Raw genomic sequence first — 26,862 nt, forward strand, 5'->3', positions numbered from 1 at the left:
TGCATGAAAGACTCGCTTTGGGGATCGCTGACACACGGGTATCTTTGGAACCTGGTTGCGAAACTGGTTTCGAGGTTTATCGGGATTATCAGCCTTATTGTGTTGGCCCGGATTCTCACGCCAGCAGATTTTGGCATCGCAGCTTTGACCACCATGGTGATTACCCTCTTTGCGACTCTTTCTGAGACGGGAAGCACCAAGTACCTGATTAAATCTGACACCCTGACAGAGACCCAGATGTATCAGGTTTGGTCACTGAACCTGGCACTTAAATCTGGCCTTTATGTCCTGTTGTTTATGCTGGCCCCGGCAATTTCCTCCTTTCTGAACGAGCCATTGCTGACAGGCGTTATCCGGTTTGCCGGGCTGCTTTTACCAATACAGGCACTGAAAAACATCCGCCTGGTTGAGCTTGAACGTGCCCTGAATTACGCGCCGATCTCCAAGATGCAGATGACTACCCGCCTGACGGTATTTCCCATAACCGTTGCACTGGCACTCTACTTTGAAGACTACCGGGCCCTTATCACCGGAAGTTTGCTTTCAGAAACACTGGTTTCTGTACTCTCCTATCGTTTGGTCCCACGTAAGCCGAAGTGGATAAGCCGTGGCTGGCTGCGCTATTTGAACTTCAGCAGCAAAATGATGTTGGTATCAGCATCTGGAGCACTGCGTTCGCGCATTGATTCCCTGTTGATCGGAAAGTTTTTAACCGGGAAAGATGTTGGCCTCTACCGTGTCAGCCAAGAGCTGGGCTGGTTACCGTTTTCTGAATTGATAGAACCTGTCACCGCCCCACTTTACGCGGCATTTGGAAAACAGGCATCTGACAGGGCTGCACTAGCACACACGTTCAACCTTTACCTTTGTTGGACCTATCTGCTGGTCGTCCCGGCTGCCCTGGGAGTCTCTGCTGTTTCACAACCTGCTGTGGCGATAATACTTGGCACAGAATGGGCAGAACTTGCTCCGGTGCTTTCACTCATAACCCTTTTGATGTTGACTATGCCCCTCAACATAGGGATGCAAAACCTGCTTACCATTAAGGAAAAATTGCCATTGCTCGCACTGGTAGACGCTATCATCATTGCAGCCATTTCATCGGTATTTTATTTTCTCTATCGGTCTGGAGAAGCCCTTGAAGGATACACGATTGCCCGTGTAGGCATTGCAGTCCTTTTCCTCGCCTTGCTCTCATTACTGTATGTCCGCTATGTCAGCCGAAACCTGGTCAACTTGGCAGTGATATTTCTTGTTCCCTCCTTTCCTGCAATCGTCATGTTCTTCGTCGTCCACCAGCTCCAGTTATTTCTTCCTGTCTCAATAATCAGCCTGATCCTAGTTATCTGTGCCGGGGCGATAACCTACCTGTTATTAGTCCTGCCAGCACTCGCGCTCGCTTCAACCTTTCACCCCGGTTTTGCAGTGGTGTGGAAAGCACTCTCAGGGCATTTTTTAAAGCTCTCCCAAAAACTGGGCAGATAATCGTCTCAACAATAAGAGTCACTTTAAATCTCACCGGATTACAATCAGTTCAGGACCTCAGTGGCTTTACCGGAATGTATGCCTCATTGGGAAACATCCTTCTAATACATGGAAAGTTATGACGCCAATTGAATGTCAGACCCGCCTTTCAGTACTGGTTTTAGGCGAGGACACACGGAGTTTCCTTACCGTCGTCCGGTCACTCGGTAAAGCTGGATTTGATGTCTACGTCGTTTGCTACCTGAGAAACAGCCCGGCACTCAAGAGCCAGTACATCAAACAGGCTTTTTTCTATAACTATCAGTCTTCAACCCAGGAAGACTGGAACAACAACATTCTGGCCCTTGTCCATCGCTACCGGTTTGATCTTGTTCTCCCCTGCGATGAACGCGCGGCCTACCCGCTTTGGCAAATGCGCCAATCCCTGCCTGCCTGCACTCAACTTGGCATGGCAAACCGGCTGGCAATTAAGGTTTTCGCCAACAAATGGTTGACCAAATGCCTTGCCTTGCGCTGTGGCGTCCCCGTATCACATGGAAAGCTCTTTCATTCTGACACAATGGATTTCAGCGACATTGAAAGACAATTTGGCCTGCCATTTGTCCTGAAGCCCCTGCAGTCTTTCAGTCACACCGAACTAAGTGAACGGCAAAATGTGACTATCATCCGTGACAAAACGAGCTTTCAGAAGTGGCAAAAGAACGTTTCCGGAACCGGACGGGTACTGGTTGAGAATTTCTTTCAGGGAAATGGGCTCGGTCTTTCCGTGCTGGCGGTTGACGGGAAAGTTCATGCAGCTTTTGCACATACACGTGTCGCTGAGCCCCAAAGCGGTGGTGGAAGCTCCTACCGTATAAGTACCCCTGTAGACCCAGATCTGCTGAAACAGACATCCGCTCTTTGCCGGGAATCGCGGCTTACCGGTGTCGCCATGTTTGAATACCGGCAAAATGCTGAGGGACAAACCATCCTTCTGGAAGTGAACTGCCGGTTTTGGGGCTCCCTGCCACTGGCACAGTTTGCGGGGATCGACTTCCCGTTTCTTTTCAGCCGCTACCTTTTAAAAAAGCAGTTGCCTGACACGCCTTTAGTCACTTACAGGGAAAAGGTCACCGCCAGGGCAATGACTGCAGATCTCTACGAAATAAAGCGGAAGTTTGAGTCCATCCGGCAGGAAGAAGGGCTTCCTGCCGCAGTGCAGCATGTTTGCCGACGTCTTGCTGAATTTTTCAGGGCTTTTACACCAAATGAAACCATCGACTCCTGGGACAAACTGGATCCATCCCCCTTTTTCGAGGAATCGCGGCAGCTGTTCGCCAACCTGATTGGTTCGGTGAAACAGAAACTCTCCCCACTCCGATACAGGCGTCGTAAGCTGGCTACGCGGTCACTAAAATTGCTTCTCCAGACGCTTCCTGAACCTCGCATTATTTTTGTCTGTTACGGCAATATCATGCGAAGCCCATTTGCCGAAAAAGCGTTATCTGACGCGCTGGCTGACTCGGCCCCTATCGATACAGACTCATTTGGTTTTCACCCACAGGACCACAGGCTCAGCCCAAACAAAGCAATTGAAGCGGCAGGCACTCTCCATATCGATTTATCCCGCCATCGCTCCAAATGGCTCAAGCAGAAAGATCTCCTCGAAACCGATATTGTTATTTTTTTCGATCATGCCAACAGGGAAAGGCTGCTGACGGCATACCGGGTTAACCATTGGTTCATGGCTGCGGATTTACTGGGTGATGCAACGCTGCCAGGCAAGGCAACACCGCGAGGGGAAATTGAAGACCCCTATGACGCCCCCTTGGAATCTGTAGTCGACTGCTATAAAACAATCCGGGCAGTCACTTTACATATCGGGAATTTATGGAAAGGAGTTCAGGCCTGATGGAACCTCAACTCACATTGGTAATCCATACCGAAGAAGAATTTGACTGGGATGGGGGGTTTCATTCGCAAAATACGGCAGCTTCGCACGCACCGGTGTTAGCCCAATGGGTTAAAAAACTGGTTGCAAACGGGTTTCCGGTAACACTGGCAGTCGATTACCCGTTTACAGTCAGCAAACCCGGGCAACAGGCATTACACAGCCTTATACAGATACCGCACTCGCAACTGGAGATTGCCGCCCATCTTCACCCATGGGTATCCCCACCTTTCCGTCACGAACACAGTGTCGCGGAACAGGACACTTACCCGGGCAACCTCCCTTACGAAGAAGAAAAAGCCAAACTTGAACAACTGACTCGGACCATTTCAGAGGTCACAGGTTATGTTCCTACCACTTATCTGGCAGGCAGGTACGGTATTGGTGAAAACACCCACCAGGTACTTTCTGAACTGGGGTATAAAACCGACCTTTCTGTCAGTCCTTTTTGTGATTTCAGCCATCAGTCTGGACCGGATTTCAGCGGCTATTGCACGCGCAGTTTTTGGGACGACAGGTACGGCATTGCCTCTCATCCCCATACTGTTGGCCTGGTTTCATGGCTCGCTCCCCTGGCGACGTGGCTTAACGGCAACCCGGAACGTTACCGCCAGCTTGGAGGGGATTTTGCAGGAAGGGCACTACTGAAACTCGCAGGGGTCAAACGGTGGCGGCTTTCACCCGAAGGATTTACCCTTAAGCAGATGCAAAGGCTGACGTTGCAACTTCTCGCGGGAGGCCAGCAGACCTTTGTCCTGTCATTCCACTCTCCCTCAGTGGTACCGGGCTTTACCCCCTATGTCCGCAATGCCGAAGAACTTACCCGGTTTACCACTGATACAGAAGCCTACCTTGCCTGGTTCAGAGATACGCTCAAAGGTTCGTGCCGGGTAGCTGGAGAACTTCACCCGGACACTTATGTACCTCCCAAACCCTTTCAGGTATCCGGGACCGAAGTATGACGCTGTCCAATACTCAAGCAATGCTCCACGGAGCCAAATGGCAACTCATTATCCGCTGGGTTACCCGGATCGTCGGGTTTGCGAGTTCGCTAATCCTGGTCAGGCTTTTGACGCCCGAAGATTTTGGGCTGGTGGCAATGGCAACATTCTTCGTTTATCTCTTTGCCACCTTTGTAAATTGTGGGTCCACCAGCTACATCGTACGCAAGGCTGATATTACTGACGATGAAGTAAACAGTGCCTGGAGCCTGAACCTGTGTTTGATGGTTATTGCCTTTATAACCCTTGTTGTGCTTGCGAAGCCTCTGTCATCTTTTGTAAACATGCCTAAATTGGAAAACGTACTTTACCTTGTCTCTGTCACCCCTCTGCTGACAGGGCTAAAAAATGCCGGATTGGACCTTTTTGAAAAGGAATACAACTTTGCCGCTATCACCCGCATTGAGATTATAGAAAAGCTGTCCGCTGTCGCTGTCAGCCTGATCATTGCTTGGTATTGGCATAGTTATTGGGCTCTGATACTGGGAACACTTGCTGGCTTATCCATCAAAACGGCAGCAGGGTACGTTATCTGTAACTACCGTCCCCGGTTTTCACGTCGCCACTGGCACGAGCAGTGGCATTTTTCAAAATGGGTTTTCCTCATATCCCTTTCTGGGTATTTTCGCTCACGCCTAGACATTTTCCTGATTGGCCGCCTGATGGACAGCCGTGCAGTTGGGCTCTACAACGTTGCCCAGGAGTTTGCCTGGTTGCCGGCAACGGAGCTGGTCTATCCATTGAACCGGGCACTCTACCCGGTACTTTCCAAAAACCAGTCCACCCTGTCGCAGATCAGCGATATCCTGGTCAAGCAACTTGCGGTGCTGATGATGATCGTTATCCCTTCTACCGTGGGAATTATCCTGGTCGCAGAACCTTTTGTTCATGTCGTACTCGGGGAGCAGTGGACTGATGCCCTCCCGGTTTTCCAGGCTATGGCGCCCTTAATGATTACTTCGACGCTCTATGGCCCGCTGATCCATGCCTTTACCATCACCACCCGCATGAGACTGATATTCCTGTCTGACGTACTGCTGATTGGTGCAATTTCCCTGCTGTTTTACAGTTATGCATCCGAAGGGCTGGAAACCTTGTCCTACATTCGCGCAGCTGTCGCCCTGTTTTTTCTGGTGTGGCTGGTTTCCCTTGGAATCTTCACCTTAGGCATGCCTCCTTTGCAGTTTGCGGTGTTGCTGGGCGTGCCGGCAGCGGCCTCTTTACCCATGGCTGTATCTGTAAGCTACTGTCTGGAAGTACTGAACGGCAGCCCGCAATGGTTGCTTCTTGTTGTTGCATCAGTTTCCGGCGCACTGGTTTATGCACTCTTGATATTTGCCTTCCTTGCACAATGCCGGAAGTCACCAGGGATCGCCGGATACCTATATGCACCTTTGATTGCGGTACTGGATAAAGTCTATGGAAGGGTTCAGGCCGTCCTGAAACCCAAGGCCAGTTAACCGTATACCAACTCGATGAATTCATTGGTCAGGGGCAATTTCAACCAGTCAGAATGATCAGGCCCGCATGATTGATCTGTGGTTTGCCTGAAAATAGCGAAGGTCCTGCTCAAGGCCGATGTCGATAAACTGCCCGCTTAGCTTTTCTGCATGTGGTTGCCATGCCTCGATGTACCGTTGAAGGATATCCACCTCAAAGGAAAACACCTCTGATTCCGGCCAGAAGCGTGTAAAAGAACGATCTATGCAATAAACGCCCGCATTGATAAATCCGGGGCTGCTAGCCTGCTTTTCCTGAAATGCGATGGCACGCCTCCCGTCTTCATCGAGCTGAACCCGCCCATAGCGTCCGGTGTCATTTAACCACATCACCGCCATACCCAGCCCAACCGGGTTCAGTTGGGTATGCTTAACCAAGTTTGCGAAATCGACACCCGCCCAAGTATCACCGTTCAGGACAAGTACATTTCTCGCGCCATCCCGTTCAAGAATTTGCCCGACAGCCTGACGGATAGCACCTCCCGTCCCGAGAGGCTCAGTTTCCACAGAATAGTGGATGTTCATGTCCCGGTAATGGCTGCCAATAAAATCAATAATGATATGACGAAGGTGGGAAACCGCCAGCGTCACCTCCGTCACCCCACATTCAGACAGCCGGTCAAGCAGGTAAGTCAGAAAAGGCCGCTCTCCAATTTCCAGCATGGATTTAGGTACGTCCCGGGCAAGGGAGCCCAACCGGGAACCCAACCCTCCGCATAGGATCACTGCTTCGGTGCCGTTCGGTACGCTGTCCGGGATTCCCGCCTCTGATGTGAGATCATCCATGGAAGAATCGCTCCTCGACATAGCCACATAACATATGGCCAATAAGGATATGTGACTCTTGAATTCGGGGCGTGTGGCTGGACGGAACCGAAATACAGATATCTGCCAGTGTTTGCATCCGGCCGCCGTCCCCGCCCAGCGCAATGGAACGTATTCCACGGGTTTTAGCCGTTTCCATTGAGGCAAGGATGTTTGGTGAATTTCCTGAGGTAGAAATCCCGATAAATACATCTCCGTCATTGCCCAACGCCTCTAGCTGGCGGGCAAACAGGTATTCAAACCCATAGTCATTGCCGACCGCGGTGAGAATAGAAGTATCCGTTGTCAGGGCAATCGCGGGCAAACCTGGTCTGTTAAACTCAAATCGGCTAACCAGCTCCCCGGCAATATGCTGGGCATCTGCAGCACTGCCCCCGTTTCCGGCAATCATAATCTTATTGCCTTCCCGAAGGGCGTGGAGGCAAATTTCCGCTGCAGCGTAGATTTTCTCCTGAATCTCTTCGCTGTCCAGCAACGCCCGCTTAACCTCAATAGATGCAGTGATGTTCTTCCTGAAATACTCTAGATGGTCCATGAGTCCGTCCCAAAAGGTGAAAACCGAAAACGGTAGAATTCGCCCTCAACATCATTGAGGGCACGCTTCACGTCCAACCTGCATAAAGGGTCAACAAACAACATGACAAAGCCCCCACCACCTGCACCGGAAATCTTTATCGACTTACCGCCGGCGCTCAGTACCCGGTCTTCAATGGTGTCGATAAGTGGTGTAGTGATGGAGGAAGAAGTGGATTTTTTGGCCAGCCATGATTGGTGGAATAAGTCAGCCATGCCATCAATATCTGATCGCAACAAGCACTCTTTCATCTCATATGTCAGGGCTTTTACACGATGCAACCCCTCAAGTGCTGAACCGTCTTCAGCAGAAGTACTCTTGACCTGGTCATCAATGATTTTTGCCGATGCGCGGGAAACCCCTGTGTAGTAGAGCATAACCTGACTTTCTAGCTCATTGATGATGTATGGACGGACCCTGAGGGGATTAACCAAGGTACGCTCGTTTTCAAAAAACTCCATAAAGTTAAACCCGCCAAAAGTGGTGGCATACTGATCCTGTCTCCCCCCTGACAGGCCGCAATCGATCCGTTCAATATCATAGGCCAGCCGGGCGATATCATATTCCCCCAAAGGGAGCCCCAGCAGTTGCCGGAATGCTGACAGCATCGTTACGACCATTGTGGAAGATGACCCCAACCCACTTCCGGGGGGAGCATCTGAATAGGTAAAGACAGAGACCGGCAATGGCTTGTTATCGTTATAGTCACGGACTATGCGGTTATAGACGGCTTTATGAAGTTTCAGCGGATCGTCAAGTGACAACACATTTAACAGCGGGCAATGCTCTTCCAAACCCATATCCTGTGCAACGAACGTGATACCGTCATGGGGTTCGTGCAATTCAATCGTGCAATATGCATACATATCAATCGTGGCATTAAGGACACAGCCACCATAAGTGTCACAATATGGAGACAAATCCGTGCCTCCTCCAGCCAACCCCAGCCGCAACGGAGACTTTGACCTGACAATCATTTCACCCTCCTGGAAATTCTGTCCCTAGCCTGAACATTCCCAAATATTTCCATTTCTTTACATGGAATTAATTAAAATTTCCCGTTCAGGATGGCGGATATTCTGACGGCGGAAAGTATTAAATTTGAGCAATTATCAACTTTGATTGTTGTGCGCCTGAAGACATGTGAATTAAACAACACAAGTGTTTAGGAAATGAGGCATATATTAATGCACCACGTGTCTTAAAAATGATATTAGGGAAGGTTGGACGAGGACTTTTCCATTAGTTTCCATATACATTAGATAATAAAGAAACGTCCAGAATTCAGAGCACCAAAAAATATGATCGAGAGTATTTTATTTGCCGCTTGCCTCGTGTTTTTGGTTTGGATTTGCCAAGTTGAAATCACTCGGGAAAACAGGGATGACGAATGAGAGACCTCTTCTTTCTCGCAATCGCCTTCATCCTAATATTCATGGCCTTGCGCAGGCCCTTCGTCGGTCTTGCCCTTTGGTTGTGGTCAGGGCTATTTGTACCGGTATTCTGGCTTTATGGGATTGCATCAGGTATCAGTTACAACACACTGTTTGCCGCACTTACCGGTATCAGTTATTTATTTGCTTCCAATAAGCCGCAACCAACTTTTAATCTGCAAGTTGCTCTTTCCATTCTATTATTCTTAATCACCACAATTTCGAGTGCAACGACAATTGTGATACCTGAGCTTGTCTGGATTGAATGGGACAAGTTTTTTAAAGTTATGATTTTGTTTTTTGCCACCACGCTTATATTGAGGAAGAAATCGCATTTTGACTTGTATATTTGGGCGATCCTTCTCTCCATTGGCTTTTATGCAGTTATTGAAGGGTTAAAATTCATCGCTTCCGGTGGTGGGCATAAAATACATGGCCCTTATGGACACATATTGGCAGACAACAATCACCTTGCCATATCAACAGCGATGATATTGCCATTTTTTGTTTACCAAATAGGAAACAAATGGCCCCCATGGCTGCGAATTGGGTTAATCGCTGCACTGTGCATATCAATTCTTGCTGTGCTTGGAACCCACTCTCGGGGTGGGTTTATCGCTTTGCTTGTGGTAGGCGGCTACTTTTGGCTTAAAAGTAACCGTAAATTGCTCTCCATTGTCGGCTTTTCACTGATGCTCGGAATAGCTGTCAACTACCTGCCCGATAACTGGTATTCACGCATGAGTACCATTGAAACGGCCACACAGGACGGTTCATTTATGAGCCGGGTTGTATCCTGGAAAATACATACTTTGATGGCGATGGACCGGCCTCTTTTGGGGGGCGGGTTTAAGTCGGCAAGCTATGGTTATGTCTGGCGTGCCCTGTCTGCAGATTTAGACCGTTTTTCCTTTTTTCCAACCCCCCCTCCCGGAGAAAGGGGCTGGGCCGCCCACAGTATTTATTTCCAAGTACTGGGCGATCATGGCTTCGTTGCCCTGTTCCTGTATCTCGCCATTTTAGCCGGGTCTTACTTCCGGCTGGGAACCATTGAGAAAACGGTGAAGAAAAGGCATGGAATCGAGCACTGGCATTACCGCCTTGCCCGAATGACAAAGTTGTCGTTGGTCACTTTTGCAGCCGGGGGAGCGTCTGTATCCCTTCCCTACTATGAACTATATTGGGCGATCATAGGCATGAGCGCAGCCCTAACCACTGCGGTAAAACTGGATGAAGTGGCCGAGGGTAACAAAGGCACCAATTCTGCCGAAAGCGATAAGCCGCTTCGAAGACGCCGGACATCAAACGGTATCTATACCAGACAGGATCTATCCGACACCTAACATAGTGATACGACGTACAGCGTTATATCGTTTGTTTTCAGGTTTTCTCATGCAATTAAAGAAAATGCCGGTAGGAAGGGCTGTCGCCATTCAGCGTATCAAATATTGAAATTATCCTTTCCGCATTTCCCTGCCACGTCAGGTTGCGACGGAAAATGGTTTCAACGGCATTTTCCCTGAGATGGCGGCACAGCACTTCATCTGTAATAAGCCGGTCTATGGCTTCGAGCATTTTCTCCAAATCATCAGCCGGGAACAGCAATGCGTTCTCCCCATGCACCAGCAATTCACGCAGGTTTGGTGTATCTGCTGCCACAATGGCGGTACCTTTGGCGAGATACTCAATCAGCTTTAACGGCGATGCCCATGGCGTCACCGCAGGTTGGATGGCGATGTCAATGCAATCCAACCAGGCTGGCATGTCCTCACGGCTTACCAATCCGGTCAGGTGGAAACGTTCTTCCATTTTCAACCGTTTTGCTTGATCCCTTAGCTCGGGTGAAACCGGCCCGTCACCAACAACCAGGAAAAACAGATCAGTTTCAGGGTGTTCAGCAATGCGCGCCATCACGGCATCAAGCCTGTGCCATTCACGACAAAAACCGACAAACCCTATCACCCTTTTTCCCGCCAGTTCTTTTCTCATTGCATTGCACTCAGCGTCGTCTTTTGTCTGGGCAATACGTTTGGAAAGGAACTTTTCCGGATCGATACCGTTTGGGATAACAGTGATCTTTTCGTCATCGACGCCGGCTTTTTGTACATATTCCGCGAGTACATGGCTGACCGGCAGCACGTGGTCTGCCCTTTTCCAGACAAATTCCTCCGTCCACTTCGCCAGCCGTGGCAGAGCGAGCCCGCCAAAAGCCAGCCGTTCATCATAGAGGGGGGAATTGACTTCCAGCACCAGCGGCAGCCCGGTAATGGCTTTTACCCATATCCCTGCCGGATAAAACAAGTTATACCTTTCATAAATCACGTCAGGCTTATGATTCCAGACAGCTTTTACCAGCCGGGCAAACCCGAGCGCACTGTAGCCAAATTCAAGGAGTTCCGTCATTGCCTTGGGGAATTTTTGCCTGACTTGCGTCACCCAACCACCGTCACTGCCAAAATCCCGGTTTTCGGCCACATCCGGCCCGACAACAATTACCTCATGCCCAAGCTTCCTCAGAGCATTGACAATTTCTTCAATATGAACATATTGACCGTCTTTTGAAGCGATCCGGTGGTGATACAGTATCTTCACGAAACCACCTTTACATCACCGGGAAAGACTGGCCGGTTGATTTCCTTTCCACTTAAGATGGCCTCAAAAATCTTCATCTGGGCATCAGAAGTTTCATCCCAGGAAAACTGCTCTGCATACCGACGCGTAGCCAAACGTGCCGGAGGGAGCGACAACAGTTCCTGTATCCCTCTGGCAATTGAAGCGGCATCTCGCTCCACCAGCACCCCGGCTTCCGGGGCGGCAACCACTTCCGGTGTTCCCCACAGGTTGGTGGCAACAACGGGTGTACCACACGCCATTGCTTCCAGAAGAACATTTGCCCACCCTTCCCGGCTGGATGCCAACACAAGGGCATTGGCGGCACCGTAATACCTGGCCAGTTGCTGTTGGCTCAGGGCACCGGCAAAAATTACCCGTTCTGACAGCCCGGCCTCAATTACCTGCTGTTTGAGGCTAGCTGCTTCCTCTCCGTCCCCGGCAATCACCAAAACAGCCTTTGACAAACTTGCTAGGGCATCTATGACAAGATGGTGGCCTTTTCGCTCCGTCAGGTGCCCGACAGAAAGCAATACTGTTACGTCCTTTGGAAGACCTAGTTCACTGCGTAGATCACGTTGTTTCTCTTCACGGGTAAATGGGAACAGCCTTAAATCCACGCCATTTCGCAACACCGTAATTTTTTCTGGCTTACCGCCAATTTCAATCATGGCATTTCGCAGCGCACCGCATACAGCCATGTTGTGCTTGCTCGCTTCCATCACTGAAACAATTTCCTTTTGGGGCATCGAATAGCGTGGAATCAGGTTGAGGTCTGTCCCTCTGGCGGTACAGGTAAATGGGATCCTAAATTTTCCGGCCACATGTTTGATTGCTACGCCATCCGGGTAGAAATAGTGCCCGTCAATTAAATCCGGAATGTAATCATCAACAATGAGTTCACGAAGCTTTCGAGTAATCGCCTGACGGAGGAAAAAAGGGGTCAGTTGCCAGCCAACCTTGGGAATGACCGCATACCTGGGATGGAAAACTTCTATACCGTGCCTTACCTCTTTATCGGGTACACCAGCATACTTTGCATATTCGCCAAAATAAGAGGACTTAAACGGGAACCAGGGGACCGGAGCTATCACTTTGGCTTCTACATTGGGGTAACACTGCCTGAGCTGTCGAAGCCGGGTTTCTACGAAGACACCGTGGCGTTCACATCCCGAAAAGGGGTAAAGGGTGCTTACGGTAAGTAATCTCATCTGCATTCCATTATTGTCGGTTTCCCCAATATCCATATTTGGGCGTTCTGTATTAGCCTTGAGCGTCAATAAACCTTGCCAGAATGAGCAGGCTCCACAAAGCTTCACTGTTGTCACGGGTGCCGCTTTGGTGCTGTTCATACAAGCGGCATAGGGCAACCTGATCAAACCACCCTTTCTGTGCGAGCTTTCCATCAAGTAGCTCCGGGCGGAGGGTCTGTGCAAGTGGACCTCGAAGCCATTCAGCCAACGGGATACTGAACCCCTTTTTAGGCCGGTAAAGAATCTGCTCACTCAGGTATGGGGCCATCGCCTTCTTCATCAGCCACTTTCCATCACGCCCCTGTATATTCAACTTGGAAGGTACGGAAAACCCCCACTCCCAAAGCACATGGTCCAGCAGTGGCGCCCGGACCTCCAAAGAATGATGCATACTCGCCCGGTCTACTTTGGTGAGAATGTCCCCAGGCAACCAGGTTTTCATGTCGAGGTACTGGATAAATTTCACAGGGTCGTCACTGGGCGCATTTTCCGCGTGCCCTCGCATTACCTCTTCCGCCCGGTACCCGGCCAATTCCTTTTTGTAACTTTCACTGTATAGCGACCAGCGTTCTTCGAATCGCAGTTTTGACATAGTGTGCGCATATGCATCAACGGCGGTTTTCGCCAATGCCTGAAAGGTAGTTTTGGCACGCAGTGGCCGGGGTGCCCAGTCGGCTTTGGGGTAAATTCTGCCGAGGGGGCCAAACACACCGGAACGCAGGGATTGAGGAAGGTAATCCCTTACCCGTTGCTCATGCATGTGAAGCCTGTGACGGCGGTACCCGGCAAAGAGCTCATCCCCACCATCTCCTGAAAGCACAACCTTCACCCGGCTTCGAGCCATTTCACAAACACGCAGGGTCGGCATGGCAGAGCTGTCTGCAAACGGCTCGTCGTACACACCAATCAGGCAATCGATCAGTCCCCGGTCGTCGGCAGAAACAACGCTGAGGGAGTGGTCTGTTTCATATCTCCGAGCAATGTAAGCGGCATAATCACTTTCATCAAAATCAGCCTCATTGAAACCTATCGCGCAAGTCCTGACCGGTTGTTCCGAAAGCCCGGCCATCTGGCTGACAACTGCACTGGAATCCACCCCACCAGATAAAAATGCCCCAACCGGCACATCAGACCTCATACGCAGGTTTACCGCTTCCCTGAAATGCGACATAAAGCCGTCAACCCAGTCACTGTCACTGAAAATCTGTTCATGGTACGGCACATCCCAGTACGGTTCAGGGGTGAAGCTTCCGTTGCCCTGAATCAATAGCCTGCTCGCCGGGGGCAATTTAAACACATGTTTGTAAGGTGTGCCGGGGTCGGGGATATAACCGTACATGAGGTATTCTTCTACCATTTCAGGACGCAGTGACCGGCTGACATCCGGGTGAGCCATCACCGTTTTCAGCTCAGAGCCAAATACCAGTTGCCCTTTATCAGTCACAGCGTAATAAAATGGTTTTTTACCAAGGCGATCCCTGGCAGCAAAAAACACTTTTTCTCGGTTGTCCCAGAGGGCAAAAGCAAACATACCGCGAAAGTGTTTCACGCACTCTGTCCCCCAGGCGCGCCAGGAGAGGAGAAGTATTTCCGTGTCCGAGTGAGTCCGGATATGGTAGCCCAACCGGGACAACTCGCGCCCGAGTTCCACGTAGTTATATATCTCACCGTTAAACACCAAGGCTATCTGGCTGTCCTCAGAAAGAAGCGGCTGGTGCCCACCGGAAAGATCAATGATCGAAAGTCGTCGATGCGCAAGCCCAATTTCCGGCAGTTCGAAGTAGCCTTCATCATCCGGCCCTCGGTGAGCTTGTATCCGGTTCATCCTGTGCAGCGAAACCATATCCACTGGATGCCGGTTTTCCAAATTCAGGATTCCTGCAATACCACACATCAGTGTTTACCCCCTGCTATATGACGGACTAGAGACGTTCCCGGCGCAACGGGTTTTAAAGAAAACGGTTTTTCGACGATAAGGTATAGCGCGGTAGACGATATCCAGGTTGCCGCAAAAAAAAGTGGCAGTAACAGGTAAAGCTGGTAAGTCCACTCTGCCGCCGGGGCAACGACAAACGGCAAGACCATAAACAGGAATTTAAGTGTCAGGCCGTGAATGAGATAGTAGGAATAGCTCATGTTGCCAAACCACAACATAAACCGGCTGGTACAAATTCGGGATAACAACCGGCTTTCATCCAGGCACTGGATACATACCAGTGCATAGCCGACAAACATCACAGCAATCTTCACCCATTCCCCCGCATCAGAAAACCGGTACCATGCCAGCAATAAAAACACGACAGGAATAACCGGTAACCGCAACGGCGAGGTTACCTGCTCTTTGCCATATATAAATTCAAACAGCAGCATGCCTGAGAAAAACATCAACAACTCAGAATGGGAGGTATAACCAATGACAAGAGTAAAAAAGCCGGTAAAAGAAACTCCCGCCAGGAAGGCTACCCGTTGTGACCGTTGCCACTTTCGCATATTGAACACGCAAATAGCCAAAGGGACGGAAAGATAGAAAAACATCTCATAACTCAGGCTCCACGCGACGGAGATAATGGCTGTCATATCAAACATACCGGGGAGCAGCAGCACATTGCCTAGCACCAACCCGGCATCCGTCACCATATTTCCCGTGAATTTGCTTTGTCCGGGGAAAAACGCAGACAGCAGAATGTAGATGGCAAGGACGCAGAGAAAAGTGGGATAAATACGCCGGATACGACGTTTAAAGTACGGAAGAAATGCCTGTTCACGCTTAATCAACATGCCGTAGATAAGAAATCCACTTAATACGAAGAAAAGGTCTACCCCACTGGCTCCAATTGCCCGGTATGCTTTTACCGCCTCTCCATTGAAACCACTGGTATCTAACCAGGGGAGTATTTGGGCGCAGTAGTGCACGACGAATACCATAAAGGCGGCGATTCCCCGCAGCCCCTGCATTGGCAGCAACCGCGCAGCTGTGCTGCCTGTGTCATAAAGTGCGTCAGCTTTGTTAATCCACCGGGACAGGGAATTCGTTTTATCCATCCTGCTTACAGCCCCCCTGCATCCTGTACAACTTCCCGGTTCACAGGTATCCCGGATGACTTGGCAAGAGGACGGTTTTGAGCTGGCCGCAAAGCAGCTTGATAAGGCCATATCCAGTAGCGCCCTGCCAACTCCCCGGCTTTCTGGCCCGCACCTGTATCGCCTACCGGTACCGCAACCGCAAAGACTTGCCCAACCGGCATCGTGCCGGACAGCCGTATAAGCGCATCCCAGAGTTTGATTTTGGCATTGCTGGTACCGCAATAGTTGTCAATGCAATAAAGGTAAATGACTGCCAGCCGGTTCCCGCCAGAGTCAGCCAACAACATTTTCCTCCCCACAACAGGTACTCCGCCCGGCCCGGCAAGTTCTATTCCCTGTGCGTAGTCAAGCGTCCAATACTCCGGGTCATAAAGCTCGTTCGACGCACTGATGAGTTCCCCTCTTGATCCTTGATGACGTGCTTTTGCCGTGGTGTCCGGGTACACCGCCCTGAAGTATCGGGCTCCGTTATCCGGAGACTCACCCAGTAACTGCATCGAGGTTCCTTCAAATTTGATTCCCCAGCGCCCTATCGGGGAATGGTTTCCCTCTTGAGCCAGGCTGACATTCTGAGGCAGGATTACAGCCTGGACTTCGGGGTAAACAAGTTGATGGGTCACTTTTCCAGTCCACCATGCTGCGCTGCTCATCAGCACAACCACCAGCACTACTGCCGGCTGGGTTCGAGACACTGAAGATACCGGCGGTAATACAGAGGGGATTTCTGTATCAGCAAAGCGGTTGGCTACCGCAAAAATCAGTCCGATGACGACTGAGAAAAACACCCAGCCGTAAATCAGGTGGTCTGCGCCGGTTGCTACCGTCATATCGGACCAATAGCCAATCAGCACGATCAGCGTCGCGCGGAACCCGTTTGCAATAATGGGGAAAACAAAGCTGAAACCGATGAACAGCAGACGCTTTTTCAAGCTGGCGAAGGACATGTAGGAAAACAGGCATCCCAATGCGACGCTGGCTATCAGGAAACGGATACCTGAACAGGCTTCTGCTACCTCAAACAAGCCGTTTGGCACCGCAATAAACAGCGCTTCCCGGTAGACCGGTATGCCGACAAAACGTAAGAAACCGACGACAAAGTCCGCAGTAATATTCTGCAATGCCGGGACAAACATCTCCCCAAATGGGATACAGAAAATAAGATAAAACAGGGGGAAGCTGATTATCCTGGCAATCTGGTTCCCTACCATCCCCCAAATAACGAATATCAGGGCAAATACGGAAGCCGCATGCTGAAACAGTGATATATCGGCTACCCGGCCCACAAGCCAAAGAGCCAGGGGGCCAAGAAGCAACAAAATCGGCAGATAGGAAACTGAGGGTGTTGCCTGGCTCAACAACGCCTTTTTCTGCCAGCAAAGCCAGAGGCTGATAGGCAGGATCAAGAAGCCGTGCTGGTAAGTATTGGAGTTCATCCAAACCCCTACCATATCCTGTAGGCCACCATGGAAAACCACCAGCCACAACGTGAGGACAACACCCAGCCTTATCCACATCGCTGTGTTTGGACGCATTCCTGATTCAACCATTCACAGCCTCCCCATATGTTTTTACGGGTGTTGCTGGCATCGCGACCTGCCCGTCAAAGCCGGGGCCGCCATTCTGTAAAAAGGCCAAAACCGGCGATAGCTTGGCGTTCCAGCTGTACGTATCTGCAAGCCAACGGCGTGAAGTGGTGGCAACTGGCTTCTGGTCCAGTTGTTCAATCAGCCACGTTGCCATTAGGGCAGGATCGTCTGTCACCTGCAGCATTTCATTTGGGCAACCCTCAAGCCCTTCAATTCCCATTGGCGTCGTTGAAACAGGCAACTGCATGGCCATTGCTTCCAGAATTTTGTTCTGTATTCCCCTGGCTATACACATTGGTGCTACGGCAGCAGCCGCACCGGAGAGGTACGGCCTGACATCTTCGACCCTGCCTGTCACAACGACTCCACGTTGTGTTTCAAGGTCTTGTACCGACTTGCCGGGCTTGCTCCCGACAATGTAGAAACGCGCCTCTGGTCTTTTATCAATGATCAGGGGCCAGCAATGGCTGACAAACCAGATCACCGCATCTGCATTCGCCCAGTAATCCATTGCGCCTGTAAATACGATGTAGTCAGCCCCGTCAAGGAGGTGATTTTCTGCCAGTACCATCTCTGCAGCCGGATCAAAAAACACCAGGTCAATACCGTTCCCCAGTGTTTGAACTTTATCCTTCAGCCCTGGCTCTACCCGTTGCCTGAAAAGTGCAGTTTCAGCATCTGAGATAAAACAGCAGACATTGAATTCGTCTACCAGCTGGCGTTCATAATCAGCAAGGCGGGCAGCTTCACGCCGGTAAACCCAGCGCATGACGCCGGAAGCGGTGTCGGCGTATTGTTGCCATTTGTCTGAATCAATGTCGGCCATATGGACAACTTTGTGGTAGTCATCCGGGGAATAGTGCGATACATACTGCGCCATCGATGAACAGTAGACAAAAAGATGCTTAATGCTGTGCCGGTCAATGACATCATCAACCCATTTTTGCATGCTGTTTCGGTAATAATACGGCAGTGTTATGGGCTCCCCGGACAGAAAGGCCCGAAGCCCGTACGCTTTTGCTGTGGCTGTATTCAATGTCACAACATTGACACTGGCAGCCATTGCAGTGAGCTCATCCAGGTACTGGCGGTCATAGTCGTCGTCGATAAAACAGCCAAGATGGATATCATAGTGTTTGCCGAGGAATTTCAGCAGGTTAAAGGTGGTAATCTTATCCCCTTTGTTGGGGGGGAAAGGCATACGGTGGCAAAGGAATAACAACGGAGTTTTAGCCATACATCACCCCAAATACCGTGAAAGAACAGGACCGAACTGGCGACTCACTCCAAGCGGGAGACGCTTCCACATATTGATCACGGCTGCATACCGTGGATTGTTTGGCGAAAGGTTTGGAAGTTGCTTGGCTTTAACCAAGGCGCAGCGGTAATGGAGTGCCTCTTCTGTCATTCCCCAGTGTTGCTTGTATTTGTAGGAGCCTGAGTCTTTTTTGCTGCGACCGAAATCAAAACGGCGATATCCCCTGGAGGCCGCGTGGCACATAAGCTGGTAATACATGTAGTCATTGCTTTTCAACGCCCGCGCAGCTTCTATCCCCCCTCCGTAGTAGGGCAACACCTGGTCTCGGAAGTAGAAACTCAAAACCGCAGATACAGCATTTCCATCCGCATCTTTCACCACCAAGGCTTCACACTGACTGCCAAATTCTTTTTTCAGTTCCCGGAACAGCCGGCGGCTGAAAACCGGGGTGCCGAGGTTGCGTACACTTTCTGAATAAATGTCATAACACTGATCAACGTCATGTTGAATTTCCCAGGACAGTCCGTTTTTCAGAGAATGCCTGACGACCGCCCGCTGTTTACGTTTTATGGAGGTGAGGATTTGCTCCGGGTCATCATCAATATCCCGCCAGAAAGCAGCATGGCTGCAATGGTGCTGCCAACGGCAATCTCCTTCTCTGGCTTCCCGGTCACGAAGCTCAATATGATCCACACCAAGCCGCTGCCCCCGTTCTAACGCCTCGCATTCAAGTGCCAGCCTGATTTCTTCGTCATCCGCAAGTGCGCCACCGTAAACACAAAACGGCGTTGAAACCAGGGTATGGCCAAACAGCATACTTTTTTGCCTGACCAAAGGTAAAAGCCCAACCACAGCACCACTTTGCCATGCCATCAGGTATAGCGTTCGGTGGCCCAATGCATTTTCGACAACTCGCCGCCATCCACTGAGGTGAAAAAAACTTCCCTCAGGATGTGTATCAACATAGGCGTCCCAAATATGGGAGTGGGCGCTATCCAGTGGCAAAATCTGTAATGACGCTGTCACGTTGATGTCCTCTAAACAAATCCGTGTCCAATTGGTAAACGCGGGACATGGTGTCCCAGCGGTAAAGCGAAAACAGTCGATTCAGCCGGTGCTCAGTCCGGTTCAAATTCAGGTAATGCCTGAACTTTGTTTTTAGTGGAATTCCTTGCATACGCGGTTGCCCCGGATCCAGCTCCCAGGGGTGGATATATAAACTGAAAGGTGCCCCGGTATCATTGAGATACCTGTCTATAAGGCGGGTCGTCACACCCAGCGGATATAGGCGAAAATAACCTCCTCCCCCAATCGGGATATTCCGACCCATCAGCGAAAGGGTTGGAATTGGGATTTCTGTAATCCCCTCTGGCCGTTTGTGGATGAACCGGGGCCATTCAGGAACCCCATAGTGGTCGTGCTGTACCGGGTATGTGCTGCTGGAAAAGGTAAAGCCCATTTCAGCCAACACTGAAAAAGCCCATTCATTGCTTGTGTTGATGGAAAAGCTTGGTGCCCGGTAACCTCTCACAGCCTCACCGGTAATTGATTCCAATAACAGCTTTGCCCGCGAGACATCCGCTTCAAATCCATGGCGGTCCAGTTCTGTCACCCGCTGGTGGTGGAAACCGTGACAGGCGATTTCATGGCCTTTCTGGTGAATTTCAGCCACCAGGGCCGGGCAACGTTCTGCTACCCAGCCGAGAACAAAGAAAGTCGCCTTTACATTGTGGTTTTCAAACAAATCGAGCAGTTTCCGTGTGCTTTCCACTACCCTCAGAGGATATTTCTCTCCCCACTGCTCCCGACTGACAACTCCGTTAAACGCCGATACCTGGAAGTAATCTTCCAAATCAACTGTCATCGCCAGAGGGGCAGAATTGTTTGAAGTTTGATGCCATCCTTGCGTCATAACTCACTGGCCCCGGCCGAATAAAATAATCTCGGATGTCCTAACCAGAATGGCGACATCCAAAAGGAAACTTCGGTGCTTGATATAGAAGAGGTCGTATTGCAGTTTTTCCCGTGCGTCTTTCACGGAGCTTCCATAGGGGTATTTCAACTGCGCCCAGCCGGTTAACCCCGGCTTTACCAACAACCGCCGCCGGTAATACGGGATGTCTTTTTCCAGGGAATCACAAAATTGTGGCCGCTCCGGCCGGGGTCCAACAAAACACATGTCCCCGCGAAGCACGTTCCATAGCTGCGGAAGTTCATCAATGCGGTATTTCCGTAGAAACTTCCCGACCCGGGTAACCCTTGGATCTTCCTTGCTTGCCCATTTCGCCCCTTGGGCTTCCGCATCCTCCGTCATACTTCGGAATTTATAGATATCAAACAGCAGCCCGTTGTACCCCACTCTCTTTTGGCTGTAGAGCACGGGGGAGTGAAGACCATCCTCAATTTTGATAAGGACAACGGCCAGCAGCATAAGGGGCCAGGTAAGGAGGACAACCAATGTTGCCAACAGCACGTTTACAGCGCGGTCAAAAACCCGGTGGGGGTAGGTCATCGGAGCTGTACGTTCATTAAGGAACCAGGAAGGGTGAACGAGGCTGACTGCGATTTGTCCAGTTTCACGCTCAATAAAGTTAACAATATCGATGACTTCTATGCCGTAGATTTTGCATTTAAAAAGGCATTCAACCGGGATGTTTTCCCTTCTTTCATCTGCAGCTATTACAATTTCATCAGCTCTCCCAGAAGAGACCAGCGAGTCTATCAACTCTTCTATTTCATTCATTGTTGTTGTGTGATGAATAATCTTCCTTTTATCAATAAAGAGACTTTTGTCTCCTCGAATATGCACAAACCCAACCAAGTCGAATCCGTTTCTATCTGCGCGTCTACGCATAGTTTTTTCAATAATCGACGCTCTTTCCCCTGCCCCGATCACTAAAACTTTTTTCTGTCCAAGCTGTTCATAATTTATCAACTTCGCAATGTACCGGACGAAAACCAGGCCAATAAATGCATATACATGGAACACTTCAACGAAAAGTGCATCAGAAACAAGAAGGCCTGTCGCATTAAAGAAAAGTATGGATAAAATGTAAGATAGAATCGTACTGAAAAACAGCCGGTAAAAAATACCCGACTGACTTTCACGAAGTTTTATATTGTATAAACCCACCGCGAATATACTGATTTTAAAGAATATTATTAGCACCATCCCAATCATCAAAAAAGTTTCAATGACTGGAGCCGGAGCCACTGCTATAGAGTTTTCGAATGACAAATTCGTAAGTAAATATATAAAAGCAAGCATTGTCATGTCTGCAATCATTAATACTTTATGACTTGTCGACGTTCTATAAAACTTTAGTTCGGCCATAAGTGGTTCTTTTATTATCTGGAATGCCAAAATGACGAACTAATACTAAGCCAGATCCCTAACCCCGATGCATGATAAATAGGTTAATTAACAACCCAGTCTCAATATTAGAACAAGGTGTTCGCTTCAGTTATAAACTCACACAATTAGTTTATTTCCTTAATAAACAGCAAAAAATCACACCTACTGTTTTACTCCCAATTGTCACCTAAAAGAAATATACCCCAGCAATATAGCGTCTCAATTCCAAATACTGAGACAGTAAGATATGCGCTAACCAGTTAATTTTTATAGCAGCAAACATCCCGCCGGTTTAGTTGGTACGGCGTCAGGTACAAAACAAACAATGCCCAGATATTTAGTGCGCATTTTTTAGAATGAACACAGAAAGGACGCATGTTATGTCAATTCGGAACTTGATTTTGGCTGGTTTACTCGGCCTGATAACCGCCTGTTCCAATAGTGATCTCACAGATCTGCCAACATCTACCGCCAGAGGTTCACAAACTACGGATGTGGATCAATACCGGTACCTGATTGGCCCCGGCGACAGCCTTGAAATTTTCGTATGGGGTAACCCAGAAATATCCGGCAGCTTCATTGTCCGGCCAGATGGGATGATTACCACCCGTCTGGTGGAAGACATTAAAGCTTCAGGAAAAACCCCTACCGAACTTGCACGAACTTTTGAGCAACATCTTCGCGAATATATCCGGGAACCCATTGTTTCCGTAATGCTGGAAAGATTTATCGGCCCATACCAGGAGCAGGTAAGAATCATTGGGGAGGCTTCCGAACCCAAAGCCATTGCGTATCGCCAGAACATGACGTTACTGGACGTGATGATTGCCGTAAACGGGCTGACAATTTTTGCTGACGGTGACAATGCCAGCGTCATCAGGGTTGAAGAAGGCAAACAAAAAGCATACCGGCTGAAGATTGATTCATTGATTCGCGACGGAGATATTGCTGCAAATGTCGATATTCTGCCCGGTGACATCATCATCATTCCCGAAGCTTGGTTCTAGGTTGGGAGTGAATTAAATGCTCGAGCATTACGAACAGCTGCTCCAGTACGTCAGGGGAATCTGGCTCAAGCGGCGCTACATTGTTATTGTCAGTTGGATCCTCTGCCCGCTGGGGTGGCTGGCAGTTACCATGATGCCTAACAAGTACACCGCTGACGCCAGGATCTATGCCGATACAGGCTCTATCCTTAAACCTCTCCTTAGAGGGTTGGCTATTCAGACCGACCCCTCCCAGGAACTCAGCCTGATGGTGAAAACCCTTCTTGCCCGTCCCAACCTTGAAAAGATTGCAAGGGAAACGGACGCCGATGTCAGGGCGACAACACCAGAGGCCTATGAGGGTATCCTGAAAGATCTCAAGGACAATATCACAATCCGGTCTACCGGCAGGGAAAACCTTTACAGCATCAGCTACACAGGCAGTGACCCGGTTTATACACGGGATGTGGTTCAGACCGCCATCAATGTGTTTGTAGACAGTGCATTGGGTGAGAAGCGCCAGGATACGGATCAGGCCAACGAGTTTCTCAGTCGCCAAATTTCAGAGTACGAAGCCCGCCTTGTGGAGGCTGAGTCGCGACTGGCAGCATTCAAGAGGGAAAACAGCGGGTTCCTTCCCGGCAGTGACCGGAGTTATGTTGTCCGCCTTCAGCAAAACAAAACCCAGCTTGAGCAAACAGAGCTGGCCCTGAAGGAAACCCAGACCAAGGTTTCCTTAGTTAAAGCACAAATTGCTGAAGAAGAGGCCTTAGCCGCCAACCAGGTAATTTCGGTTGAAACCGAATACGACGAGCGCCTCCAGAATCTTGAGGACCGGCTGGACAACCTGCGTTTCCGTTATACCGACAAGCACCCTGACGTGATAGAAACCCGCCGCCAGCTTGGTGAACTTCGGTACCTGCGCGACAGGGAAATACGTAATGCCGAGCATAGCAAGACCCTGCTGGATAACAACGAGGTATACCAGAACCTGAAAATCACCCTCAGCGAACTTGAGAGCGAAGTAGGCTCACTGGAAACCCGAATATCCAGTTACCAGACACGCATCTCTGAGCTCAGCGAAAATATCGATCAGGTGCCGGACATTGAAGCACGCCTTACTAACCTCAACCGGGACTACAACATCACCAAAGCAAAATATGAGCAACTGCTATCAAGACGTGAGTCAGCCCTGATTTCCCAGAGTGTTGGTACTGGCGGTGCCGATGATATTAAGTTCCGGGTAATTGAAGCACCAAGGGTCCCAACGCAACCTTCGGGTCCATTCCGTATGGCATGGCTGGCATTTGTGTTGTTTGGCGGGATATCTGCCGGGCTATTCCTCTCGTTCATCATCAGCCAGATCGCCCCTGTCGTATCATCTTCGCGACAACTTTACCAAGTCACCGGTATACCCGTATTTGGCATGGTCTCCGCTACGCCCAACTCAAACCTCGAACAATGGGCAAAGCGAAAGAAACGGTTATTTATTTTTGCGAACACAATGTTGGTCGCGGTGTTTTCCGTCATGGTGATGCTAAACGCTTCTACAGATATTCATGACCGGGTTATTGCAGAATTGTCTAAAAGGTTGGCCGCACTATGAGTATTATTGAAAAAGCCATGACCCGGTTCCAGCCGGCCAAGGATGATAAAGAACACATTACCCCGGTTATCTCTGAAGAACTGTTGGAAAAAAACCGCCAAATGCAGATAGAAGATCCGGACATCCGGATCGGTGACCAGCTTTTGGAAATGATTGGGCTTGGGGGTTTCCCAGCCACTGCCAACAGCCGCCGTATACGAAATGAATACCGCAGCATCAAACACAAGTTGCTGCAAAATGCATTCGGGAAAGGGGCTGATTTCCATCACAGGGGCAATGTGCTGATGGTAACAAGTGCCCTCCCAGGAGAGGGAAAAACATTCAGCTCAGTTAACCTTGCCCTCAGCATCGCGTCAGAACAGGACAAGACGGTCCTGCTGATAGACGGGGATGTACTAAAACCCAACCTGTTAAACAGTATGGGGGTATCCAAATCCCTGCCCGGTGTCATTGAGTACCTCAAAAACGAGATCACTGATATTTCTGAAGTGATCTACAGCACGACACTTCCCCGACTGAAAGTCATACCATCCGGCCGACCGGATCCTTCCAGCAATGAGTTGCTTTCCAGTGAACGGATGAAAGGCCTGATCGAGGAACTGGCAAACCGTTACCCCGACAGGATGATCATTGTCGACAGCCCACCAATGCTATCTGCCGTGGAATCTGTCGTGCTTTCTCGCCTTGTCGGCCAGGTGATAGTGGTGGTTGAGCAGGATAAAACCCGGATGTCAGATCTTAAGGAAGCCATTGGTTATCTGGACGACAACCTCGCAATTGGTTTTCTCGTCAACAAAGTGGTTCACAGCTCTTTTATGAGCAAATACAGCTATGGACAAGGATACGGTTATGGCTATGGACACGAAGCAGAGTCTGGGGGATAGGCACTTATCCGGGTTACAGCACGGCGTGCCTGTCAATAAGTGCCTACCGGGTACGCCCAAGGCAATACTTCCGCTTTTGTTGAGTATGTTTCTCCTGCCGGCTGCACATGCTGTTGAGCAGACTAAGGACTTTATACCCTATGCCGGACTGTCGTTTGATTACACTACTAACCTGAACCAGGACGACTCAAATACCGCTGCGCTGGTGAGCGGCATTACCGCAGGTGCAAGAGCGTCAATGAAAGGCGGCAAAACCGACCTCGACCTGAATTATTCTGCCACCCAGTATTTTTATTCCGATAACCAACGTGCTGACAAGTTCAACCAGACCCTTGCATTCAATGCAAACCGCGCCTTGAATAAACGCGGCTTGAGTATGAATGCCAGTGCGTCCATCCGAAACGAAGCCATTGCTTCCAACCAGAATGCAGCGGCTGATGTTATCAGCGGAGGCACTTTTGAAAGCAGGGCGGCCTCCCTGGGGTTGGCTTACCGTACTAACCCACGAAGCTACATGAACCTTAACGCACGAATTGATGGCAGCATCGGGGACAATGAAGGGAGCGTTGGTGACTACCGGCGAATCAATGCCAATGTTAACTTTCGCGACGGTACCAAAACCAAGCTTTTGTTCTGGTCCGGTTCGTACAATGGCGAGCGAACGTTTGGTGATGAAAACAACGGAACCACAACTTCCCAGTACTTCCAGTCAGTTATCGGCACACAAACCCAGCCGCTGAGGCCGCTGGTTCGCTTTTACTATGAGAATTACGACGACACCGACGCCACGACAACCACAGAAGGTGCCAGTATCGGCCCCGGGCTCCGCTACTACTTCAGTTACCGCACCTGGGCTGAATTCGCTTACAACTTTTCACTGACCGAGGACGAAGAGAATTACTGGAGTACCCGGATAAACTGGCAGCCATCCACAAAGACCCGGCTGACCGCTTCATATGAGAAAAGGATATTCGGAGACAGCTATGGCCTGAGCTACTCCCACCAAAGCCACAGGACGACAACATCCGTCAGTTATATCGAAACCGTTTCCAGTTTCGATGATGAATTTGTGTTTAATGGGGAAATTAACCAGCGCCTGACTGTCGAGCGCAGGCTGAACTGGGAAACAAGACTTCAGCAACGCCGGACCGAGTGGCAGTTATCACTGTCCGGCTCAGACCTTGAACCGGTCACCAAAACAATATTCTCTGTCGAAACCCGCCGCATCGGTGCGGGAATTGGTGTATCGCACCAGCTTTCAAACCTGATAGAAGGCAGCGCCAAAGTGAATTTCGACAGGTATGAATTCTCATCACCATTGTTCGCCACCCAAAAAGATGACTATTACAAAGCAGAAGTAGACCTCAGCAAGCGGTTCAATGACCGTGCAACAGGACGGGTGGGATTGCGCTACCTTACCCGCGTTGCCGGAAGCTCTTCCCGTGAGTTTGATGAGTTCAGGTTTCTGCTAAACGGACGAATTGAGTTTTAAT

At 49.9% G+C, this 26,862-nt stretch carries 21 protein-coding genes; 9 read left to right on the forward strand and 12 right to left on the reverse strand.

Annotation, left to right across the window (positions count from 1 at the left end; genetic code table 11):
- The first annotated feature begins 3 nt into the window (after window positions 1-3).
- The 4 genes from NF212_RS18040 to NF212_RS18055 all read left to right on the forward strand — a co-directional run bounded on the left by NF212_RS18040 (window position 4) and on the right by NF212_RS18055 (window position 5,876).
- Entirely contained in the window at window positions 4-1,485 is a 1,482-nt protein-coding gene (locus NF212_RS18040) for an oligosaccharide flippase family protein (protein WP_434362069.1), read from the forward strand.
- 118 nt (window positions 1,486-1,603) lie between these two features.
- Window positions 1,604-3,376 carry an ATP-grasp domain-containing protein gene (locus NF212_RS18045; protein WP_434362070.1) on the forward strand — a complete coding sequence of 591 codons (1,773 nt, stop codon included), beginning with the start codon at window positions 1,604-1,606 and terminating at the stop codon, window positions 3,374-3,376.
- Window positions 3,376-4,377, forward strand: a complete 1,002-nt coding sequence (locus tag NF212_RS18050; RefSeq protein ID WP_434362071.1) for a hypothetical protein — start codon at window positions 3,376-3,378, stop codon at window positions 4,375-4,377. The genes NF212_RS18045 and NF212_RS18050 overlap by 1 nt, the downstream gene beginning before the upstream one ends.
- Entirely contained in the window at window positions 4,374-5,876 is a 1,503-nt protein-coding gene (locus tag NF212_RS18055) for a lipopolysaccharide biosynthesis protein (protein ID WP_434362073.1), read from the forward strand. The genes NF212_RS18050 and NF212_RS18055 overlap by 4 nt, the downstream gene beginning before the upstream one ends.
- 57 nt (window positions 5,877-5,933) lie before the next feature.
- On the opposite strand, the gene NF212_RS18060 is transcribed toward NF212_RS18055, so the two are convergent.
- The 3 genes from NF212_RS18060 to NF212_RS18070 are packed head-to-tail and all read right to left on the reverse strand — an operon-like array spanning window position 5,934 to window position 8,291.
- A complete protein-coding gene (locus NF212_RS18060; protein ID WP_434362075.1) occupies window positions 5,934-6,701 on the reverse strand; it encodes a sugar phosphate nucleotidyltransferase in 768 nt (255 codons plus the stop codon).
- A complete protein-coding gene (locus NF212_RS18065) occupies window positions 6,694-7,275 on the reverse strand; it encodes a D-sedoheptulose-7-phosphate isomerase (protein ID WP_434362076.1) in 582 nt (193 codons plus the stop codon). The genes NF212_RS18060 and NF212_RS18065 overlap by 8 nt, the downstream gene beginning before the upstream one ends.
- Complete coding sequence (locus NF212_RS18070) at window positions 7,263-8,291, reverse strand: GHMP family kinase ATP-binding protein (protein WP_434362077.1); 1,029 nt, start codon at window positions 8,289-8,291, stop codon at window positions 7,263-7,265. The genes NF212_RS18065 and NF212_RS18070 overlap by 13 nt, the downstream gene beginning before the upstream one ends.
- 413 nt (window positions 8,292-8,704) lie before the next feature.
- Between NF212_RS18070 and NF212_RS18075 the strand changes: the two genes are divergently transcribed.
- Window positions 8,705-10,090, forward strand: coding sequence for a putative O-glycosylation ligase, exosortase A system-associated (locus NF212_RS18075; protein WP_434362079.1), 1,386 nt, complete (start codon window positions 8,705-8,707; stop codon window positions 10,088-10,090).
- Between the two features lie 55 nt (window positions 10,091-10,145).
- Here NF212_RS18075 and NF212_RS18080 read toward each other — a convergent pair whose 3' ends face one another.
- From NF212_RS18080 to NF212_RS18120, 9 genes are read right to left on the reverse strand one after another with little or no spacing between them, the layout of a single operon-like run.
- Window positions 10,146-11,339 carry a glycosyltransferase family 4 protein gene (locus NF212_RS18080; RefSeq protein WP_434362081.1) on the reverse strand — a complete coding sequence of 398 codons (1,194 nt, stop codon included), beginning with the start codon at window positions 11,337-11,339 and terminating at the stop codon, window positions 10,146-10,148.
- Window positions 11,336-12,568, reverse strand: coding sequence for a glycosyltransferase (locus tag NF212_RS18085; RefSeq protein ID WP_434362083.1), 1,233 nt, complete (start codon window positions 12,566-12,568; stop codon window positions 11,336-11,338). The genes NF212_RS18080 and NF212_RS18085 overlap by 4 nt, the downstream gene beginning before the upstream one ends.
- Before the next feature lie 52 nt (window positions 12,569-12,620).
- The gene (locus tag NF212_RS18090; RefSeq protein ID WP_434362084.1) at window positions 12,621-14,504 is read right to left on the reverse strand and encodes an XrtA/PEP-CTERM system amidotransferase; all 1,884 of its coding nucleotides are present in this window, start codon (window positions 14,502-14,504) and stop codon (window positions 12,621-12,623) included.
- Window positions 14,504-15,652 carry an acyltransferase family protein gene (locus NF212_RS18095; RefSeq protein WP_434362086.1) on the reverse strand — a complete coding sequence of 383 codons (1,149 nt, stop codon included), beginning with the start codon at window positions 15,650-15,652 and terminating at the stop codon, window positions 14,504-14,506. Before NF212_RS18095 ends, NF212_RS18090 begins: the two co-directional genes overlap by 1 nt.
- 5 nt (window positions 15,653-15,657) lie before the next feature.
- Window positions 15,658-17,241, reverse strand: coding sequence for an exosortase A (gene xrtA, locus NF212_RS18100; RefSeq protein ID WP_434362088.1), 1,584 nt, complete (start codon window positions 17,239-17,241; stop codon window positions 15,658-15,660).
- Complete coding sequence (locus NF212_RS18105) at window positions 17,234-18,517, reverse strand: TIGR03087 family PEP-CTERM/XrtA system glycosyltransferase (RefSeq protein WP_434362089.1); 1,284 nt, start codon at window positions 18,515-18,517, stop codon at window positions 17,234-17,236. Before NF212_RS18105 ends, xrtA begins: the two co-directional genes overlap by 8 nt.
- Before the next feature lie 3 nt (window positions 18,518-18,520).
- Entirely contained in the window at window positions 18,521-19,564 is a 1,044-nt protein-coding gene (locus tag NF212_RS18110; protein WP_434362090.1) for a FemAB family XrtA/PEP-CTERM system-associated protein, read from the reverse strand.
- Window positions 19,530-20,450 carry an XrtA system polysaccharide deacetylase gene (locus tag NF212_RS18115; protein ID WP_434362091.1) on the reverse strand — a complete coding sequence of 307 codons (921 nt, stop codon included), beginning with the start codon at window positions 20,448-20,450 and terminating at the stop codon, window positions 19,530-19,532. The genes NF212_RS18110 and NF212_RS18115 overlap by 35 nt, the downstream gene beginning before the upstream one ends.
- 3 nt (window positions 20,451-20,453) lie before the next feature.
- Entirely contained in the window at window positions 20,454-21,872 is a 1,419-nt protein-coding gene (locus NF212_RS18120; RefSeq protein ID WP_434362093.1) for a TIGR03013 family XrtA/PEP-CTERM system glycosyltransferase, read from the reverse strand.
- Between the two features lie 401 nt (window positions 21,873-22,273).
- Between NF212_RS18120 and NF212_RS18125 the strand changes: the two genes are divergently transcribed.
- From NF212_RS18125 to NF212_RS18140, 4 genes are read left to right on the forward strand one after another with little or no spacing between them, the layout of a single operon-like run.
- Window positions 22,274-22,900: an XrtA/PEP-CTERM system exopolysaccharide export protein gene (locus NF212_RS18125; RefSeq protein ID WP_434362094.1), complete on the forward strand. Its 627-nt coding sequence runs from the start codon at window positions 22,274-22,276 to the stop codon at window positions 22,898-22,900.
- A gap of 16 nt (window positions 22,901-22,916) precedes the next feature.
- On the forward strand, window positions 22,917-24,485 hold the full coding sequence (locus NF212_RS18130) for an XrtA system polysaccharide chain length determinant (protein WP_434362095.1): 1,569 nt from the start codon (window positions 22,917-22,919) through the stop codon (window positions 24,483-24,485).
- Window positions 24,482-25,369, forward strand: coding sequence for an XrtA-associated tyrosine autokinase (locus NF212_RS18135; protein WP_434362096.1), 888 nt, complete (start codon window positions 24,482-24,484; stop codon window positions 25,367-25,369). The genes NF212_RS18130 and NF212_RS18135 overlap by 4 nt, the downstream gene beginning before the upstream one ends.
- Window positions 25,335-26,861: a TIGR03016 family PEP-CTERM system-associated outer membrane protein gene (locus tag NF212_RS18140; RefSeq protein WP_434362097.1), complete on the forward strand. Its 1,527-nt coding sequence runs from the start codon at window positions 25,335-25,337 to the stop codon at window positions 26,859-26,861. The genes NF212_RS18135 and NF212_RS18140 overlap by 35 nt, the downstream gene beginning before the upstream one ends.
- Window position 26,862: the final 1 nt, after the last annotated feature.

The sequence above is a fragment of the Parasalinivibrio latis genome (assembly GCF_036825535.1).
GTDB classification, from domain to species: Bacteria; Pseudomonadota; Gammaproteobacteria; order Enterobacterales; family Vibrionaceae; genus Parasalinivibrio; species Parasalinivibrio latis.